Source organism: Sorangium sp. So ce145, from assembly GCF_051525985.1.
In the GTDB taxonomy this organism is placed as follows: domain Bacteria; phylum Myxococcota_A; class Polyangia; order Polyangiales; family Polyangiaceae; genus Sorangium; species Sorangium cellulosum_B.
The window spans coordinates 9,649,729-9,668,920 of record NZ_CP150315.1; the positions used below are offsets into that span (position 1 = coordinate 9,649,729).

Annotated in this window: 11 protein-coding genes and 1 pseudogene; 5 read left to right on the plus strand and 7 right to left on the minus strand. The window is 71.2% G+C overall.

Going from position 1 to position 19,192, the window contains the following annotated elements; genetic code table 11:
• Positions 1-22: 22 nt before the first annotated feature.
• Together WMF34_RS35715 and WMF34_RS35720 are read left to right on the plus strand one after the other, a co-directional pair.
• Positions 23-928 (plus strand): SGNH/GDSL hydrolase family protein, encoded by a 906-nt coding sequence (locus tag WMF34_RS35715; RefSeq protein WP_437990636.1) that lies wholly within the window; start codon positions 23-25, stop codon positions 926-928.
• Between the two features lie 9 nt (positions 929-937).
• A pseudogene (locus tag WMF34_RS35720) lies at positions 938-1,012 on the plus strand (hypothetical protein); the annotation flags it as partial.
• A 5-nt stretch (positions 1,013-1,017) separates the two neighbouring features.
• Here WMF34_RS35720 and WMF34_RS35725 read toward each other — a convergent pair.
• Positions 1,018-2,628 carry an FAD-dependent oxidoreductase gene (locus WMF34_RS35725; RefSeq protein ID WP_437990637.1) on the minus strand — a complete coding sequence of 537 codons (1,611 nt, stop codon included), beginning with the start codon at positions 2,626-2,628 and terminating at the stop codon, positions 1,018-1,020.
• Between the two features lie 91 nt (positions 2,629-2,719).
• Between WMF34_RS35725 and WMF34_RS35730 the strand changes: the two genes are divergently transcribed.
• Entirely contained in the window at positions 2,720-3,496 is a 777-nt protein-coding gene (locus WMF34_RS35730) for a TetR/AcrR family transcriptional regulator (RefSeq protein ID WP_437990638.1), read from the plus strand.
• Between the two features lie 11 nt (positions 3,497-3,507).
• Here the strand turns inward: WMF34_RS35730 and WMF34_RS35735 are convergent, their stop codons facing one another.
• The 6 genes from WMF34_RS35735 to WMF34_RS35760 form a co-directional block, all read right to left on the minus strand.
• Positions 3,508-4,848: a cytochrome B6 gene (locus tag WMF34_RS35735; protein ID WP_437994690.1), complete on the minus strand. Its 1,341-nt coding sequence runs from the start codon at positions 4,846-4,848 to the stop codon at positions 3,508-3,510.
• Between the two features lie 595 nt (positions 4,849-5,443).
• A complete protein-coding gene (locus WMF34_RS35740) occupies positions 5,444-6,145 on the minus strand; it encodes a thermonuclease family protein (RefSeq protein WP_437990639.1) in 702 nt (233 codons plus the stop codon).
• 353 nt (positions 6,146-6,498) lie between these two features.
• Positions 6,499-7,806 carry a hypothetical protein gene (locus tag WMF34_RS35745; protein ID WP_437990640.1) on the minus strand — a complete coding sequence of 436 codons (1,308 nt, stop codon included), beginning with the start codon at positions 7,804-7,806 and terminating at the stop codon, positions 6,499-6,501.
• Between the two features lie 197 nt (positions 7,807-8,003).
• Positions 8,004-9,548 carry a S28 family serine protease gene (locus tag WMF34_RS35750; protein WP_437990641.1) on the minus strand — a complete coding sequence of 515 codons (1,545 nt, stop codon included), beginning with the start codon at positions 9,546-9,548 and terminating at the stop codon, positions 8,004-8,006.
• A gap of 298 nt (positions 9,549-9,846) precedes the next feature.
• Positions 9,847-11,025, minus strand: a complete 1,179-nt coding sequence (locus WMF34_RS35755) for a lipase family protein (RefSeq protein WP_437990642.1) — start codon at positions 11,023-11,025, stop codon at positions 9,847-9,849.
• A gap of 177 nt (positions 11,026-11,202) precedes the next feature.
• Positions 11,203-12,381 (minus strand): lipase family protein, encoded by a 1,179-nt coding sequence (locus tag WMF34_RS35760; protein ID WP_012239637.1) that lies wholly within the window; start codon positions 12,379-12,381, stop codon positions 11,203-11,205.
• Positions 12,382-13,531: 1,150 nt separating this feature from the next.
• On the opposite strand from WMF34_RS35760, the gene WMF34_RS35765 reads away from it, so the two are divergent.
• Together WMF34_RS35765 and WMF34_RS35770 are read left to right on the plus strand one after the other, a co-directional pair.
• Complete coding sequence (locus tag WMF34_RS35765) at positions 13,532-17,848, plus strand: VIT domain-containing protein (RefSeq protein WP_437990643.1); 4,317 nt, start codon at positions 13,532-13,534, stop codon at positions 17,846-17,848.
• A complete protein-coding gene (locus WMF34_RS35770) occupies positions 17,845-19,098 on the plus strand; it encodes a hypothetical protein (protein ID WP_437990644.1) in 1,254 nt (417 codons plus the stop codon). The genes WMF34_RS35765 and WMF34_RS35770 overlap by 4 nt, the downstream gene beginning before the upstream one ends.
• The last annotated feature ends 94 nt before the right edge of the window (positions 19,099-19,192 follow it).

Genomic DNA, 19,192 nt, shown 5'->3' on the forward strand with positions numbered 1-19,192 from the left:
GGGCCTTCTCTTGGTCGGTTCCATGGCCTGCTCCAGCGCTTCCGATGGGTCCGACGGCTCGGGCGGCACCGGAGGAGGGGCTTCTTCCTCCAGCAGCGCCCAGACGACGAGCGCGGGTGAGGGCTCGGGAGTCTCCTCGACGACGAGCGGAGCGAGCAGCACGACGGCGACAAGCGGTTCGGGCGGTGGGGCTTCTTCCAGCAGCTCGAGCAGCGCCGGAGGGGCCGGAGGCGCGAGCAGCAGCAGCAGCAGCAGCAGCGCGGCGGAAGGAACGAGCGGGAGCGGGGGCTCTCCGGATGCAGGGTTCCAGCCTTGCCCTGCGACGGGCGCCTGCAAGATCCTGCCCCTCGGGGACTCGATCACCTTCGGTCTCGGCTTCGACGGCGGCTACCGGGTCGAGCTCTTCCACCTTGCCACGCAAGACGGCCACGAGGTCACCTTCACGGGCACGCAGCAGGCGAACGGCCCCGCGATGGTCGATGGCAAGCCGTTCCCCCGCAATCACGAGGGCATCAGCGGAGAGACCATCCAGCAGATCGCCAATCGTATACCGACCCCGGGGCTCCGGGACATGCCGCACATCGTGCTGCTCCACGCCGGCACCAACGACATGTATCGAGAGCCGAACGGCGCCGACACCCGCCTGGGCGCGCTCATCGACGAGCTGATCGCCGAGGCGCCCGACGCGCTGATCGTCGTGAGCAACATCATTCCTTTCCCGATGGGCGCAGGCGCGGTCAACACGTACAACGCCAAGATCCCCGCGCTGGTCGAGGCGCGCGCCAGCAAAGGCGCGCACGTCCTCTTCGTCGATCAGTTCAAGGACTTCCCCACGTCCGAGCTCGGCGACGGGGTCCATCCCAACAAGGCCGGCTACGCCCGGATGGCGGGCCGCTGGTACGACGCGATCTCCGATTACCTGAGGTGATCCGGCCTGGTGCCGGAGGCGAGCGTCCCCCACGTCAGCTGGGGAAGCAATGGTTACGGGAAGATCGGCGACGGGACCCGTACAAGACGTTACGCGCCGACGGCGGTCTCGGGCCTCTCGTCGGGAGTCATCGTATGGCGCGGGGCGGACGACACCCGCCCGAGGGCATCGGCGAGCGCGCCAGCCGGATCCTCCGGCAGGTCGAGCGAGCGCCACGCCACATAGCCGTCCGGGCGGACCAGCGACGCTCCCCCGGCCCCGAGGCCAAACGCCCTGCAGAGCGCGCCGTCATCGGATGACCGCACATCCGCCCCGATAAGGACGCATTCGAGCTCGATGCCCAGCTGCTCGCCGGCCTGCGCTGCGGCGGGGCGCCACCGCGCGTCCTCGGTGAGCAGCACCCAGCGTCGCTGGAGCAGATCGAGCGTCGACAGCCGCTCGCCGCCCCTCACCACCCACGCGTGCGGCGCGCGCGTGCCGGGCTGACCCGCCCATTGCTCGGGCCGCAACGCCGGCGGGAGCCCGTCGCCGGCGCCGAGCACCGCCGTCGATCGGACCAGCTGCCCGAGCTCCATGGCGTCGTCGTCGAGGATCGGCACGCCTCCGGCGGTCCCGCCCGCGTGCGCCTTGTAGTCTTCCCGGGCGAAGATCTGGTGATGCCGGAGCCACGCGATCGGGCGCCGCTCGGCGTCGTACGTGTCGAGCAGCTCCGGCGTCGACGCGCCGGAGAGGACCGCAGAGAGCTTCCACGCGAGGTTGTGGGCGTCCTCGATGCCGGTGTTCGCGCCGTAACCGCCCCGGTTGGGCGGCAGCGTGTGCGCGGCGTCCCCGGCGAGGAACACCCTGCCGGACGTGAATCGATCGGCGACGAGGGCGCTGATCTCCCAGCGCCCGGTGGTGACGATCTCGATCTCCAGGTCAGCCCTGCCGATCGCCCTGGAGATCAGCGCTCTCAACGTCGCCGCGTCGCGCTCCTCGTCATCCCAGAAGATCAGCACCCAGCGGCCATCGCCATAGGTGGTGAGGAATGCGCTGAAGCCCGGCTGCTCGATCGCGAACTGCGTGACCCCCGCTCGAAGGTACTCCTCGAGCGGAGCCCGGAAGAGGACGCTGCGCACCGCCCGGATGTGCCCTCGCCCGGTGCGGCCGATCCCGAGCGCCTCGCGGATCGCGCTGCGGTGGCCGTCCGCCGCCACCAGGTAGGAAGCGCGCAGCGCGACCTCTCGCCCGTCGCGCTCGCGCAGCCACGCGGTCACGCCGCCTGGGTCCTGCTCGAAGCGGGTCAGTTCGGTCTCGAGCCTCACGTCGGCGCCGAGCTCGACCGCCCTGTCTCGAAGCCTGGGCTCGAGACGATCCTGGGCGATCGCGGCGCCCGTGCACGGCGAGCGCTCGATCGGGGGCGCCGCCTGCTCCCCGGGCGTCCACGGGACCTCCTCGAACCACGCCCCGGCCAGGCTCTCGACCCGAGCCCGGCGCAGCCGGAAGCCGGGCGGCACCTGCGGGATGTGCGGTCCAAGCCCGACCGCGCGATAGAGCTCCAGCGTCCTCGGCGTGTAGCCGATCGCGCGCGGATGCGGCGAGCTGCCGGCGTGCCGTTCGACCAGCACCGTGCGCACACCTCGCCAGGCCAGAAACACCGCGGCCGACAGGCCCACCAGGCTGCCCCCGACGACGAGCACCGACGTCGATTCTACGTGCATAAAAACCGTCCTTGATACAGTGTATTACTACGATACAGTGTATCGCGTCGGATTTGTTGTCAACCGGGTGCCGATGCGAACAAGACGAGCGATGACCGCACGGCAGAAAAAACCGCACGCGACCGGCGCCTCCCTCATCTGGGAGCGCCCGGAGCCGGCGCTCCGTCCCGCTCCCGGGCCGCTGAGCAGAGACCGGATCGTGCGCGCCGCCATCGCGCTCGCCGACGCGGAAGGCCTCGCCGCGGTGTCCCTGCGCAAGATCGGGGCCTCGCTCGACGCCGGCCCGATGCGCCTCTACGGCTACCTGGACACCAAGGAGGAGCTGCTCGAGCTCATGGTGGACGCGGTGTACGGGGAGATGGCGTCCGCTGGGCCGATCCCCGGCGGCTGGCGCGAGGCCCTCCGGACGATCGCCCACCGCACCCGTCGGGCCGCGAGGGAGCACGGGTGGTTCATCGATCTGCTGGGCGGCCGCCCCCATCTGGGCCCGAACGCCCTCGCGCACCTCGAGGCCTCGCTCGCCGCGCTGAGCGGCGCTCCGGGCTTCGAGGACATCGACGTCGTCATGATGGCGGTCGGGACCGTCAACGCCTATGTGCTCGGCGCCATCCGCGCCGAGGCCAACGAGCTGCGCGCCGAGGTCGCGAGTGGCATGGATCAGACCGAATGGCAGCGGGCGTCGGAGGCGTACATCCGCCGGATGATCGCCACCGGCCGCTTCCCGACGCTCGCCAAGGTGGTCAAGGACGCCACCCACCCGCCGGCCGACGCCGCGTTCGACAGGGGTCTCGACTGCGTGCTCGACGGCATCGCGGCGCGCCTCTCCTGCGGCGCGGCGGCGGGAAAAGGCCCCCGCGAGCGGCGGTAGCCGCGGCCTTTCTAGAGCACCCGCAGGAACGCCGTGAGATCGGCCTTCTCCTGCGCCGTCAGCTTCGTGCCGAGCACGAGGTTGAAGAACTCCACGGTGTCCTCCAGCGTGAGCAGGCGCCCGTCGTGCAGGTACGGAGGGCTGTCCTTGATGCCGCGCAGCGGGAACGTCTTGATGGGGCCGTCCGCGGTCGCCATCCGTCCGTTGATGAGCACGGGCTTGAAGAAGCGCTCCGCCCGCAGGTTGTGCATCAGGTTGTCCGTGTAGTACGGCGCGGCATGGCACGTCGCGCACTGGCCCTTGCCGTTGAAGATCTGCTCTCCGCGGAGCTCCTCCGGCGTGGCCTTCGCGGGGTCGAGGCGCCCGTTCAACGCGAGCTTCGGCGCCGGGGGGAAGTCGAGGATCTCCTCGAACTCGGACATCGCGTGGACCTGGTGCCCGCGGTCGAGGATGTTGATCCCCTTCTTCACGGCGATGACGATGTCGCCGTCGAAGTACGCCGCTCGCTGCTCGAACTCGGTGAAGTCCTCGACGGTCTTGAGCGCGCGCTGCGAGCCGAAGAGGCGCTGGATGTTCACGCCGCGCAGCGTGGGGGTGTCGACCCGGTGACGGAACTCCTGCGGCCTTATGTCGCCCACGAGGTGGGTCGCGTTGTTCGTGTGCCCGTTCGCGTGGCAATCGAAGCAGGCGACGCCGAGGCTCGCCTTCTCCGAGCGCCGGTCCGCGGTCGCGTTGAACTGCATCTGCGGGAACGGCGTGACGAGGAGGCGGAGCCCCTCGAGCTGCTTCGGGTTCAGGATGCCGTTGAAGAGCTCGTAGAAGTTGTCGATGGTGACGAGCTGCCCCTTGGAGACGTCGCCGAGATCAGGCCGCGTCGTGAGGTAGATCGGCGGCGGGAACTCGGAGATCAGGTGATCCGGGATATCGAAGTCGAGATCGAAGCGCGTGAGATCCCTCCCCGTCTGGCGCTTCAGCTCCTCGATCTGGAGCTTCGGGAAGACCATCCCGCCTTCCGGCTGGTTCGGGTGGGGCAGCGGCAGGAAGCCCTGCGGCCAGAGCCCCTGATCCCGGATGGCGTCGGGCGTGAGCGCGGCCAGCGACTCCCACGTCGTCCCCTTCTCGAGCTTCACGCGGACGCCCCCCTGGACGGGCTTTCCGCGCGACATGGTGACGCCTGGCGCGGGGCGGTTCGAGAGGTCGTACCGGGCCTCGAGCAGCGTCTGGTGGCGCTTCATCACCGCGGGTTTGTCGGCCTTCATCCGGGCCATCAGCGCGGCGAACGGCTCCTTGTCGTCGACCGGCAGGTAGCTCGTGCGCGGCGTGGCGGGGCCGGGCGGCGGAGACGCGTTCATGGGCGCCCTCGGGCCCGTCGGCGCGACCGCCTCGGCCGTCCCCGGCGGCGCGCCACGCGTGCTGTCAGGCACCAGAGGTACCGCCCCCGGCGTCGAGGCACAGTTCACGAGGCCGAGCGAGAGCGCGGCAGTGCACGCGACCACGCACGTGATATCCATTCTCTTCACAGGCATACGAGCGGCTCCTTCACGAGGGGTACGTCGTCAGAAATGGCTGGCCGAGCGCCCCGCCTCCCGGCGCGCGGAGCTCCCGTCCAGTGCACACGAATGGCGGCTCGCCGGGCACACAGCCGAGGCGCCATGGGCAGTTCCGCCCGCAGGCGACTCCTGTGCCAGAAGCGCGCCCGCTGTGCGATCCATCCCTGATCAGGCGCGGAGCGGGGCGATTTGCGCGGGAGATCGTGCCTCCTCGCACGGATCGGCGAACGAGCACGCCTCGCGCCATCGCGGGTCACCGCGCCCACGGAGCTCACGAGCGCGCTCGTCCAGCCGATGTGCGGTGCGGCGCGAGGCAAACTGCCACGGTCCGTGGCATCATGGCCCGCGTCGCGCCGCATGCGCGACCGGGGCGCGCACGCGCCCCGCGGCGGTCCGTTCAGTCGCCCTGTTCGCCCCGCTCCGGCCTGACGCGGAAGAACGGCGCCCTGACGTCCTTCGCGTCGAAGAAGAACACCCGATCCCAGACGGGGACCCGCTCCCGCTCCGCCAGATCGTACACCTCGCCTCGGGACAGGCTGCCGACGAGCTTCGCGCTCGACTGGCCTCGCATCCTCCACCGGAACTCGTACGGGAGCAGGACGCTGGCGTCGCCGAACATGCCGCGGCGCTCGGCGAAGCTCCGCCGCGCGGCCTCGGAGAGCTCCCGGGCATACCGGAGGTTCGGGGCGACGATGTAGGTCGTCGCAAGGCCCTCCTCCAGCATCTGCCGGTTGATGAGCCGACCGCGCGACAGGACGTACCCGAGGACGCGACCGTAGGCGTCGAACGGCTGTTCGTCCGTCTGGATCTCGACCTCGGCGCCGTCGGGGAGCAGCTCGGAGAGCCGCTCGGCGGCCAGCTCGGCCCAGTAACCTTGCGAGGCGCCGAGGAAGTGCGTCTCCGGCGTATCGATGGAGAGCATACGGACAGGATGGATCACGCCGTGCTCGTCGCGCACGCGGAGCGTGTCGCCGTCGACCGTCCTCACCACCTCGGCGAGGAACCTGTCGCCCGGCAGCTCCCGGCGCAGCCCCCGCCTCCGGTAGACAAGAGACACGTAGTCGATGAACCTCCGGAACTCCGGAAGCAATCCTGCCATCGCCCCCTCCTATGATGGATAGCCCCACAGAAACCGCCGTTCGCGTATCGCAGGGACTTTCGCCCTGCCCAGGCGGCCTGTTCCATGAAGATATAGAGAGGGCCCTGGCCCTATGAAAGCGCTCGCCGCGCCTGACCCGCGGGGCGCGAGGTGGCCTGAAGCGCCGGTCGGGCGGGGAGGAAGAGTTGAACGCAAAGGCGCAAAGGCGCAAAGACGCCCAAAGGCAAGAGGGAAGATTTCCTCCTTCGCTTCCTTGGAGCGCCGGCGTTGCAATCTTCGCCTGGCGCCTTCACGAGCTTTTCTCTCTTCTCTTGGCGTCTTTGCGCCTTTGCGCCTTTGCGTTCAATTCTTCTTCATAGCGCCGCCCTCCGGGCGTCGCCGGCGCCGATCTCCTCCAGCAAATCATCCTCGTCCTCCCCCGCGGACACCTTCTCCAGCGCCAGCCTCAGCTTCGGCTCGGCGCTCGCCTCGGCGGCGACGCGGATCCGTCTCTCCACCGCTTCGCCCCCGTGCGGGCGCGCCGCGAGCGCCGCGGCGACGCGCTGCTCCGGCGGCGCAGAACCGTCCTCGACGATGCGCAGCACCTCTTCGAGGTCGTTCCCCGCCGTCCGGTATCCGGTGCTGGCCACCAGCGACCCCAGCGCTCTCTTCCACTCGGCCAGCGGCCGGCCATTGCGCGCGATGACCGCCAGCAGCCGCGCCCGGTCTTGCATCGCGACGGCGGTCTGAGCGGCCTGAATACGCACGATCAGCGCCGTGGCCTCGGCGGGGCTGGCCGCCGGGACGGTGACGGACTCGCCGTGCCGCAGGCCGATCTTCACGAAATGATAGACGCCGCCAACTCCCCCGTGGGTGAGAGCGACCTGGACGATGGCCCTGTGCGGGAGGAACCGCCGCCGGAACGCGCTCTTGACCATCACGCCGTCGGTGCCGATATGCACCCAGCTCGGCGTCACCTTGGACCAGAGCCATGCCGCGACGCCCAGGAGCGGCGCGAGCCCGCCCATCGCCACCATCGGACCGAGCGGTGCGATGGACCACTGCGCGATGGCCGTGAACAGCAGGATCAGCAGCGCCAGCGCACCCGGGGCGAGGATCAGGACGAAGACGGCCAGGAGACAGCCCGCGATCTTGCGACCGCTGGAGTCCTCGCGGTACGTGCGCATCCGCACCGCGCGCGCCTGCGCCCCCGCCCCGGCCCGCGACAGGAGGTCGATCGCCTCCTCCTCCGAGGCTTGCTCGACGGCGGCGACGCGCCCATCCGAGAACGACAGCACCGCGGCGTGGCCGTTCGGCGTCCGCTCCGTCCAGCCGCCGGCGAGGAGCGCGAGCGGCAGACTGCTCTCCTTCGCTCCCTCCGTGATCAGCAGCCGCTCGCCCTCGATCTTCACGCTGCCGTCGCGGAGGCGGCGCTCGCCCGGCCCGCGGTCCGCGCCGGCGAACGACAGCGCGCTGGCGAAGTAGCTGCCAAGGCCGATCAGCGCGGCGACGAGCGAGGCCTTCTCCATCCCGAGCACGGCTAGCCCCCACGGAGCGGCGAACGTGCCGACGAGCGATGCGACGACCACGGACCCGAGGAGGCGCTTGTCGCGGCGGGCGTCCTGCACCTCGACCTTGCAGAGTCGCTCGAGCGAAGCCGCGCCGGGAGCGCCCTCGCTCATTGCTGCAGCCGCATCGCCTGCTCCCCGTGGTCCGCGGTGGTCATCGGTCGAGGTTAACCCGGGGTCATCCAGCCGCGCCAGCGCCCTCGGCGATCGCCGGCAACATCGTCGTGGTCGCCTGGCAGCATGAGGGCGAGGACATGACGGTGCTGGGCGGCAGCTCCGCGAGCAGCGTCGCGATCGAGAAAGACAAGAGATCAGAGAGCGAATCGCGGGCGCAGCATGCGAAGAGAGCGGGGGACGGCAGCGCGCAAGGGCTGCGCCGTCACGAGCGACCGTGGCACACCCGCCCACCGGGCGAGCGTCGCCACCGCGGCGTCCCTGTCGGCCGGGGCGAGGCCGCCGATGTGCGCGCCGTGGTTGGCGCCCGGCGCGAAATAGCGATACGAGTCCACCGCCGCGCCGAGATCGAAGGCCCCGGCAGACCAGGGGTCGTTCTCGCCGTAGACGAACAGGAGCTCGCTGCCTTCGGTGGCGACCCAGCGCGCGACGTCCTCCATCGCGGCAGGCGAGAACTCCGGCTCGATGGGGATGCTCGGCAGGCGGTCGACCGACCCCCAGTCGAACGTGAGCAGGTCAGCGATATCCGTGGTGTCGGGCAGGGGGGCGCCGAGTTCTGTGTAGCATTGCCAGTAGTACGGCTCGTAGGCGAGATATGCAGCATCGGCGCCGGCGCTCACGGGAGAGATCAGGCCGAGGGCCAGCCACAGGTCATTGTCGGACGCCGACACATCCGGGATCTGGTCGCAGGTGGCCTCGAGCGAGTAGAGCCAGAAGTAGAATGGGAGCCATATCACGGCGCTCTCGAGCTGCGCCTCCACGCCGAACAGGTCGTACGTCACGCCCAGCGCGTCCGCTTCCGTCTCCGCGCGCTCGAGCATGGCCGGGCGCCGGAGCAGCACCTCGCGCCGGAACGCGGCGATGCGCTCGCGGCAGTCGGCCTCGCCGACCTGGTTCAGGAAATCGATGTAGCGTGGATCCTCCACGCCGTGGCTGAGCGGAGTCACGTAGGCCACCGTGCCGTCGACGTCATCGGGGTAGAAACGACGATGGTAGACGGAGGTCATTCCCCCCTTGCTCGCACCCGTGGAGATCCATCTCCCGGTGTAGATCGAGCGGAATGCTTCGACGACGCGGTGGTGATCGGCGGCCGCCGCTTCGATCGTCATCTTGGTCCAATCCGCCGGCTCCGGGCGCGACGGCGCGAAGAACCGGTGCTCGATGTAGATCTGGTTTGCGTTCAGGAGCGCGGTGGGCTCTTCGATGTACTGGTCGGGGAGAACCAGCGAGTAGCCGGTCGAGGCGAGCACGAGCGGCGCGCTCGAGTCGCGGTGGTGCAGCGCGAGCCGCTGCCGGAAGCGCTCGCCGCCCGGGGCATCGTGATCGACAGGCTGTTCGAGCTCGATGACGAAGAACCGATAGCCGGGGATCTTGGACGCCTCTTCCGTGACCTCGGCGACGTCGAGCGCGCGCAGCTGATCCAGGAGTTCCACAGCGGCGCCGCCACCGCCAGCCGACCCGCCCACGCCGCCGCCGCCGCCCGTCGCGCCGCCGCCGCCCGTTGCGCCGCCGCCGCCGCCACCTGTCGCGCCGCCGCTAGCACCGCCCTCACCGGTCGAGCCGCCGCCGGTCCCGGCGCTCGCGCTTGTGTGCGAGCTCGCGGAAGATGTCGTCGAGGCGCTCGCCTCTCCGCTGCCGTCATCTCCGCAGGCGGCGACGGCCGCCTGCGCGAGCGATATCAAGAAGGCAGCGCTGCTTTTCTGAATCGTCCGGTCGGCCATCGTGGCGGCAGCGTGCCCGATCGGCGTTCGGAACGGCGTGGCGCAGCAAGATTTCCACCTTGCGGGTGAGCCATCCCAGAGGAGCAGCGCCGGGGAGGCATGAGCAGGAGAGCGCCGTCCTCGGGCAGCCCGCGCCTCGCTGAGCGCTTGGGCCGCGGCGCGCCTCATGGTCGCGGCACGCAACAGCCCTCGTGCTTCAGCAAGCTCGCACCGTCGGTGCCTCGATCCCCATCAGCGCGTCCCGCCCGGCCTTCCCGGCTCACACGAGCTCGATGTCGGCGGCCCCCTCCCGGGATACGCGCAGGTACTTGATAGGCGAATGATCGGCGACCGACAAGCGCAGCGGAATGAGATTGAGGACGGGGAGATTGCCGAAAAATTCTTGTTGGATCCCCGCCAGCGCAGCCTGGCCAATGGCCCCCAGGAGCGTGCGCTCCTGCCTCGTCGAGGCTCGGCTCGGCAGCCATTCAGCGCCCTCTTTCGCGGTATACAGCGAGCCGAAATGCACGAAGCGACCCATATTTAGCGCAGGCAGGCCCGGGAAGACGTCGTTGCGATAGACATGCCTGAAGAGCCGTTTTCCGAGATCTCGTTCGAACCTGTCCTTGAAGTCCTGGTAACCGACCATCGGCTGCCCGTACGTGTACACGCCGCGCAGCTTCTCCCGGAAGTATGCGAGCCGAGGCTCCACGAAGAGGAGCGCCGCCGTGACGATGGCGAGCGCGCCGCCCAGGCTGTGACCGGTGATGTAGAGCGCCTCCAGCACATCGGGGTCGTCCCCCCTGGGTGGCCGGAGCACCCGCCGCGCGGCGCCGACGTCCGCCCCGGCGCGGCGCCGATCGTCCCCGCAGCCCCGCGGGTCTCTCCTGAGGCAGTCGCTCCACATGGCCCTCTCCCGCGCGACGGCTTCGCAGATGGATCCGCCCTTGCGGGCGCTCTGGAGCAAGGTTCTGAGGGTCGTCGTCAGCATCATCGCGGCATGGAAGAAGCCGCCATGAATATGGCCTGCCGAGAAGAAGGGAACCACCCTGGAGCTGCCGTCCGACAGCCAGTTGATGATGTTCAGTGGCCCCGTGCCACGGAAGCAGAGGATACACAGCCTCCTATCCTCGCTCTGGACGAGGTATGCGGTCACGTCCGTGAGGAGCGCAGGGTTGCGATCCGTGAGCGCCACGGTCTCGTTCCAGGGAACTCCGGCACGGCGATGCATCGTCTTGGCAAAGGTGTCCGGGTCGGAATACGACCAGCATGACGCTGAGCCGAGGATAGCAGCCAGCTGCTGGTCGTATTCTCCTGCCTTCACCTGAACCATGTGGTCGACGCTGTCCTCGTGCTCGAGCCCGAGCGCCGCAGGAGACCACGCTTCAATCGATCCAATCCGCTCTGCGCGTTTATCGCGCTGGGAGCTCCTGGTTACTCGAATTGCCTCTAATTTCATGCCCCCTCGCTCGGATCACCTGTTGCCTGCTATGCGACACGGAGGACATGTGCGGCTATCGCCGGGTCGTCTCTGCGCCTGCCCGGTCCTCGCGGCATTGGCCGACGTGTCGAGTCCCCTCTGTCGCCCGCCGAACGGCCTGATCCGCGTCATCCGGTTGGGAGAGCTGCCGGGCCGCTAGGTGAACGTCACGCCGGCCTCGGCCTCGGACGCGCGTAAGTAGTAGAGCGGCAGGTGGTCGGCATACGAGATGCCCGGCGGAAGGAGAGGGACGACGGAAAGGCCGACCAGCATTTCCTGAAAGAACCATGACAGGACCCCGGTGAGCACGGAGCCGACGAGGGTGCACGACTGGGGCGTCAAGGTTCGGCTCGGCACCCATCCTTTCCCTTCCTCCGATCTGTACAGGGAGCCAAAGTGCACGAAGGGCCCCATCGTCCACGCCGGCAGGCGCGGTATCGAGTCATTGCGATAGACATGCCTGAAGAGCATTTTTCCGAGGTCTCGTTCGAACCTGTCCTTGAAGTCCTGGTAACCGACCATCGGTTGTCCGTACGTGTACACGCCGCGCAGCTTCTCCCGGAAGTACGCGAGCCGTGGGTCCTCGAAAAGGAGCGCTGCCATGATGACGGCGAGCGCGCCGCCCAGGCTGTGACCGGTGATATAGAGCGCCTCCAGCACATCGGGACCGTCCTCTCGGGGCGGCCGGAGTACCCCGTGCGAGGTGCCCGAATCCGCCCCGAGGGGGCCCGGATCATCCTCGCTGCACCGCGGGGCTTCCTTGCCGCAGTCGTTCCAGATGGCTCGTTCCCGTGCGACCGCTTCGCAGATGGAACCGCCCTTGCGAGCGCTCTGGAGCAAGGTCTGCAGGGTGGCGGCCAGCAGCATGAGGCCGCGGAAGAAGCCTCCATGGACGTGCCCTGCGGCGCGGAAGGGTTCCGGTCTGCTGCTGATGGTCGTAAACCATTGGATCGCGTTCGCAAAGAAATCCGCGCCAGGGAAGCAGAGGACGCACAGCCTCCTGTCCTCGCTCTGGACGACATACGCAGCCGTGTCCGTGAGGAGCGCAGGGTTGGCCGCCTGGACGCGGACGGTCTCGTTCCAGGGGATCCCGGCGTGACGGTGCATCACCCTGGCGACAGTGTTCGTGTCGGAATAGGCCCATATGGAGGATATGCCGAAGATGGAGGCGAGAAGGCGATCGTGTTCTCCTGCCTTCGCCTGGATCATGTAGTCGACGTTGTCGACGCATCTGAGCGCGTCCTCAATGGCGAAAGACGTCGTGGCGGATTGGGTCCCCGTTGCGCCCGCGTCACACCGATCGAACCTGGTCACTCGAATCGCCTCTAACTTCATAGCCCTAGCCTCTCTCGGGCCCCGCGTGACCTGTCGCTCGCACGCCTCGTCACGCGAAGCGCGCGCTCGCGGTCCGGCGCCCTGGCGTTGCGCCTGGCATTCAGGTCGAGAAGCAATCGATATGCCTTAATCCTTCGCAGCGCTGTGGAGGGTTTCCAAGGGATACAGAGGGCGTGGTTTCTGCGCCCACGATGCTCCGGGCAGAAGCACCTGGCAGTGCTGCGACGTTTGGCGTCCGACACCCTCATGAGCAGCCAGCCGGCGGGGCCGTCCGCATGTGCCTGGGCCCCAGGGCTCCACCGGAGTCTCGAACACTGATCAGGTTGCTTTCGTGAATTTTCGGCGCTTCGAGGGAGTGCCGTAAGCGCTGCGTGAAGCGCCGTCTCCCTCCGGCCCCCTTCACGATGGCGTGGCTCGCGTCGCACCCGCCCAGCAAGGTGATCGCCTGTTCCACGACGCTGGTGGATCAGCAGGACGACGACGCGCCGGAAGCTGGACAAGGCGAAGCCCCCGCGAGCCAACCGCGGCTACACGGCCACATGGAGGGGCTGCACCACCGCCGCGAACCGATGGCGTTCGGGTTCGACGCCGCGCAGCTAGGCACACGACCCGCACCCGTGATGACGAGCGCACGCCGCTCCTCTGAAAGCGCTCGCCGCGCCGGACCCGCGGGGCGCGAGGTGGCCTGAAGCGCCGGTCGAATGGAGAGGGAGAATTGAACGCCAAGACGCCAAGAGACGCCAAGAGACGAGAGCGAACACTTTCCTTCTTCGCTCCCTTGGCACGCTGGCGTTGCAGTCTTCTTCTGGCGCCTTCACGAGCTTTTCTCTCTTCTCTCGGCGTCTTTGCGCCTTGGCGTCTTTGCGCCTTTGCGTTCAATCCCTCTTCTCTTTGCGTCTTTGCGCCTTTGCGTTCAATTCTTCTTCTCTTGGCGTCTGGACGGCTCGAAGCTCGTCCCCACACCAGGCGGCAGCCGGATGCGCGCAGCTGGCCGTCCCGCTCCGGCTTGGGGCTACGCTTCCTCGGCGCTTTCCCGTTACGATGACCAGCGCGATCGCTTGGGCAGATCGTCGGGGGGGCATGGGACGTCTGCATGCGGCCCCGCGCTGGGCTCCCGGGGGCGAGGGCCACCGCGGCGAGGAGGTCTTGGATGTCGTCGCACGAACAGGTAGAGCCGGCCGATACGCCGGCAGAAGAGGGCGCAGCGAGGGCGGGGGCGGAGCTTGCGCGCCGCAGGCGCGGCCTGCGCTTCCGGCTCGCGCTCGGGGCGCTCGCGCTCGCCGCCAGCGTGACAGCGCTCGTCCTGACCCACGAGACGAAGCCCGAGAAGACCAGCGCCATCGGCGCGCGGCTCGAGCTGTCCTCGGGGGAGGTCACGCTCGCGGCGAACGCTCAGGGCGAAAGGAAGTCGACGGTGGTGTCCGGGATCCCGGTCCCCGTCGGGGCGAAGCTCGCGACCGGAAAGGGCGCGCGGGCGCTCGTCCGGCTCGCCGACGGCTCGGCGGTGTTCCTCCGCGCAGACTCGGAGATCACGCTCCGCGCAGAGGGGCTCTCGATCGCCCAGGGCGAGGTCTGGCTCGACGCGCCGCCCGAAGGGCGCGGCGGGCTCTCGCACGCGCTCGGGGACGTCAACGTCTCGGCGGCCGACGCCGGCCTGTCGATGAGGCGCTCGGGCGACGCCGTGAGCGTGTACGTGGCCCGCGGGCTCGCCGTCGTCGCGGCCCCCGGCGGCCGCGTCGAGGTGCACGCAGGGGAGCAAGCGACGGTCGCCGGCAGCGCCGCGCCCAAGGTCGCGCCGCTCGCCTACTGGGAGGACTGGACCGGAGGCATGGGCGACCACCGGCCGCTCGCAGGCGAAGGCAGCGGTTCCGGCCGGATCTACGGCGTCGACCTGCAGGGCGCCCCCGGGACGCAGGCGCGCACGCTCGAGATCAGCCGGCAAGCCGTGCGGGCCGTCCTGCGCGACGGCATCGCCGAGACCGAGGTGGACCAGACCTTCTCGAACCCGGGCGGACGCCAGGTCGAGGGCTGGTACTGGTTCACCGTGCCCGAGCGGGCCATCGTGAGCTCGTTCGCCGTGGAGACCAACGGCGTGCTCGTCGAGGGCGAGGTCATCGAGCGGAAGGAAGCGGCGCAGCGCTACCAGACCGCCGTGCAGACCGGCCACGAGCCGGCCCTGCTCGAGTGGGTCGACGGGCACAGCTACCGCGCCCGCATCTTCCCCGTGCCCGCCAGCGGCTCCCGGCGCGTCGTGCTGCGCTACGTGGAGATGCTCAGCGCGCCATCAGGTAAGCTTTCTTACGTTTACCCGATGCGCGCGAGCGATCCCGTGCAGATCGGCGAGTTCTCCCTCTCCGTGGATCTCGGACAGGCCGGCCAGGGGCTGCAGATCGCGACGCTCGCCGACGCGGTGGTCGAGGACGGCGGGCGGCGGGTGAGCATGCGGCGGAGCGGCTACGAGCCGCGCGCGGACTTCCAGCTCGAGGCCTCCGTCAAGGTGAAGCCGTCGCCGCTGCGGGTGTCGCGCTTCGCCGCGGGCGAGGACCGCGCGGACTACGTGATGGCCAGGTACGTGCCCGACGTGGACTGGGCCGAGCTCAAGGAGCTGCCCGCCGACCTGGTCGTCGTGGTGGACACGTCGGCGTCGGCCGACGAGTCGGCGCGGCAGCAGAAGGCGGCGGCCGCCGAGGCGATCCTGCGGGCGATGTCGCCGTCGGACCACTTCGCGCTGATCGCGCTCGACTCGGCGCCGGCGGTCCTGCACCCGAAGGACGGGCTGGCCGAGGCGTCGGACAAGGAGATCTCCGCCGCGCTCACGCGGCTGGCCGAGCACGCGACGGGGGGTGCGACCGACCTCGGCGCGCTGTTCGAGTCGGCGCTCGGGCGGGTGCACGGCAAGGAGCAGCCGGCGGTCATCTACATCGGCGACGGGCTCGCGACGAGCGGCGAGGTGACCGGCGCGCGCCTCGCGGAGCGGCTTCGGCGCTCGCTCACGGGCTCGCGCGCGCGCTTCTTCACCGTCGGCGTCGGCGAGAACTCGAACCACGCGCTGCTCCGCGAGCTCGCGCGCGCCGGGGGAGGACAGGCGTTCCGGATCGACGAGGCCGAGGGCTCGACGTCCGAGGTGCTGCGCCTCGCCGGCGCGATCAAGACGCCGACCATCACCGATCTCGCGATCGACCTCGGCGCGGGGCTCGACGAGCCGATGCTCACCGCGAGCGGCAAGGTGTCGCGCGGCGAGGAGGTGGTGCTGCTCGCGCGCACGCACCACGCGCTGCCCACGAAGGCGATCGTGAAGGGGCGGCTCGCGGGGAAGGAGTACACCCGCGAGCACCCCATCGAGCTCGATCGGGGCGTCGGCGCGGCGCTGGTGCCGCGCTTCTGGGCGGCCGAGAAGATGCGGCGGCTGCTCGCGGACGGCGACGACATCGAGGCGCACCGGGGCAAGGTGGTCGAGCTCGGGCTCGACTACGGGCTGATCACGCCGTTCACGAGCACGCTGGCGCTCGAGAGCGAGCAGGCCTACGTGAACCAGGGGATCCGGCGGCGGCGCTCGCCGCTCCGGGGCGAGCGGCTGACGGCGCTCACGCCCCAGCGAGAGCGCGAGCTCGCGGCGCTGCTCGCGCCGCCCTCCGCGGCCGTCGCCGCCGGGTGCTCGAAGAGCGAGCCGAGCGCGAGCTACGAGGAGAGCTCGGCGAAGGAAGGCGGCCACGGCGCGAGGGCGCAGGCCGCGGCGCCTGCGCCGGCGATGGCGCCGGCGATCGCGGAGCAGGGCAACGAGCGGGACCAGAGCCCCAAGGGAGGTGTCGCCGCGCCCGGCGCCACGCTGGCGGCCCCGCCCCCCGCGCCCGAGGCGGCGCGCCCGGCCGAGGAGGCGGAGCAAGAGCCCCTGCGGCAGAAGCAGGAGGCCGCGGCGAACCAGCCGGCCGCCCCCCGCCCGCTGGCTGCGCCCATGAGCGCGCCAGCGGCCGACAGGCCGTCCGAGCTCGCATCGATCGGCTCGACCGGCCTCAAGCGCGCGACGGGCGGCGGCGGTGCGATCGCGCCGTCCGACGCCATCCCGCGCCTGGAGAAGGCCCGCAAGACAGCGCCGGCGGCGGTGCTCCCCGCTTCCCGGACCTCCCCGCCGCCGAGGCGCCCGCAGGTCGCGATGGCGCCGTGCAGCGACACCGCGCGGCGGCCGCTCGCCGAGCGCATCGTCGTCTGGTCGAAGCGCCTCGCCCGCGCCACGGCGGCGGAGCAGCTCATCGCGCGCTACGAGGGCGCGCTCACGACCTGCGAGCTGCCGGACTGGCGATCGAAAGCCGCGCTCCTCTCGCTCCTCCAGGCGAGGGTGTCCACGGAAGGCGGCGCCGAGGCGCTGCTCGCCCGGTTCGCCGGCGAGCCCGAGGCGCAGCGGTTCATCGCGCACGCGCTCCTCAGGCGGAGCGTGGACCCCGCGATCTCCGCGGCGGTGCGGCGCACGCTCTTCGGGGGCGTCGATCCCAGGGCGAGCTGGGCGCTCCTCGACGAGCGGCTCGCGGCGCTCCCGGCGGTGGACGAGCGGCTCGCGCTGGTGCGGCAGGCGCTCACCGAGCGGCCCGACGATCCGGAGGGGGAGATCCGGCGGGTGCGCCTGCTCGCGGAGGCGGGCCGGAAGGACGAGGCGCTCGCCTACGGGCGGCGGCTGCGCGACCGCGGCTTCATGAGCCCGGCGCTCGCGCTCGATCTCGGCGACGTGCTCGCGTCGAGCGGCTTCGAGGCGGACGCGCTGCGCACGTACTCGGAGGTCGTCGAGTTCGATCCGACGAGCCCCGCGTCGCGCGCGATGCTCGGCGACGTCTACCTCCGGCACGGCTGGTACGCGGCGGCGTACCGCCAGTACACGACGCTCACGGACCTCGCGCCGGCCGAGCCCCAGGGCTGGCTGCGGCTCGCCGCGGCGGCCGCGGGCAGCGGGCGCGTCGACGAGGCGCTCCGCATCCAGCGCAAGGTCGCCGCCGCGGAGGGCACGCCGGGGCCCGACGATCCGCGCGCGTGGGCGCGGCTCCTGTCGGCGGCGCGCATCGGCCGGCTGCTCGCCGGGGGCGGCGGCGCGGCCCCCGCGGCCGGCGCCGAGGCCGAGAGCCTCGCCCGCAAGCTGAAGGAGCTCCAGCTCTTCAGCGGCCCCGGGGCGCTGCGCGTCGTGCTCTGGGAGGACTACGCCGCGGAGCTCGCCCTCGCGGCGCGGGACGGCCAGGTGGACGCGGCGCTCGGCGACGGCACCTTCGCGCCGGCGGTCGGGCTCGCGGCGGTGCAGCTGCCCGCCTCGGAGCTCGCGCGCCTCGACTGGCGCGTCCGGTTCCGCAGCGACGCGCCGGGGCGGGACGTGCGCTTCGTGGTGACGACGATCGTGTGGGACGGGGCGTCGTTCCAGGTGACGAGCGCGCCGGGGTCGATCGGCGCGAAGGACCGGGAGGTCGCGCTGGCGAGCCGCGCGCTGCCATGATCGACGTCTCGCTGCTCGGCTGGCTCCTCGTCACGCTGACGTCGCCGCTGTCGCTCGTCCTGCTGCTCGTGGCGCTCGGCTCGGTGGCCTACCTCGGCGTGACGGCGCTCGAGGCCGCGCCCCGCCAGCGCGGCGCGCGCGCGGTCGGCACGGGCGCGGCGGCCTGCGCGCTCGCGGCCGGGATGGTCGGGCTGCGCGTGGGCGCGGGCGCGGGCGCGGCCGTCCCGACGGCCGCCGTGGGGCTCGCCGCCGCGGCCGCGCTCGGGGCGACCGCGGCGTGCGCGTGGACCTTCGGCGCGCGCGCCGCGGCCGCGCTCGGGGCGGCGCGGGCCCGCCGGAGCGCCGCGGCGCTGCGGGCCGGCGACGAGCGGCGCCGGCTGCTCGCGGCGAGCCAGCGCGCGTACGCCGAGGGAGACGACCTCGCCGCCGAGACGGCGGCGGCCGACGACGCCGTCGCGCGGCTGCGCGCCGCGGTGGGCGCGCTGGCCGGCGCGCGCGCCGCGCTCGAGGCGAAGCGCGCCGGCGCGCAGGACGGGCCGCCGGCCCCGGAGCGACCGGAGGCGAGCGCGCTCGCCGAGGATCTCGCGCGCGCGTGCGACGAGGCCGCGCTGAAGCTGTCGATGGGCCAGCGGGTGCTCGCCGCCGCGGAGGCCGCGGCGCTGCGGATCGCGTGCAACGCGCCGCTCCGGCGGCTGCTGCGGCGGCGGCCGCGCGAGGCGACGCAGGCGCTCGCGACCCTGGGCGCGGGCGCGCTCGCGCCGGCGGCGGCGTCGATCGAGGCGTTCCTCGGCGAGGTGCGGGCGGCGCGCGCCGAGGTCGTGGAGATCGCGGAGCGGCGCGCGCCGGGCGCGCCCGGCGCCGTCGACGATGCGACCGGTCCAGAGGCGGCGGAGGGCCCGGCGGCGCTCGCGTTGCGAGAGCTCGCCGCGATGGAGTCGGCGTACGGCGCGCTGCTCGATCGGCTGCGCCTGGCGGAGCTCCACGCGTCGGCGCGCGCCTCTGTCGAGCAGGTCGAGAGCGCCGCGGGCGCGCTCTCCGCGACGGCGAGGGCGGCGGCGATCGACCCGGCGGCGATCGGCGCGCTCGTGACGGAGATAGGGCGCGCCGAGTCGGCCGTCGCCGCCGCCGCGCCGGAGGCCGGGGGCTCGCGCGCGCTCGCCGAGGCGCTCGCCGCGGGCTCGGTGGCGCTCGATCGGAGCGACGCGACGTCGCTGGCGGAGCTCATCGCAGCGCTGCGCGAGCTCCGCTGAGGCGATGAGCGACGACCGCCCTGAAAATCGAACGGAAAACGATGCCTGGCCGTAAGGGGTGCCCTTGGCGCGCGGCGCCCTGGGAGCCTCCCCG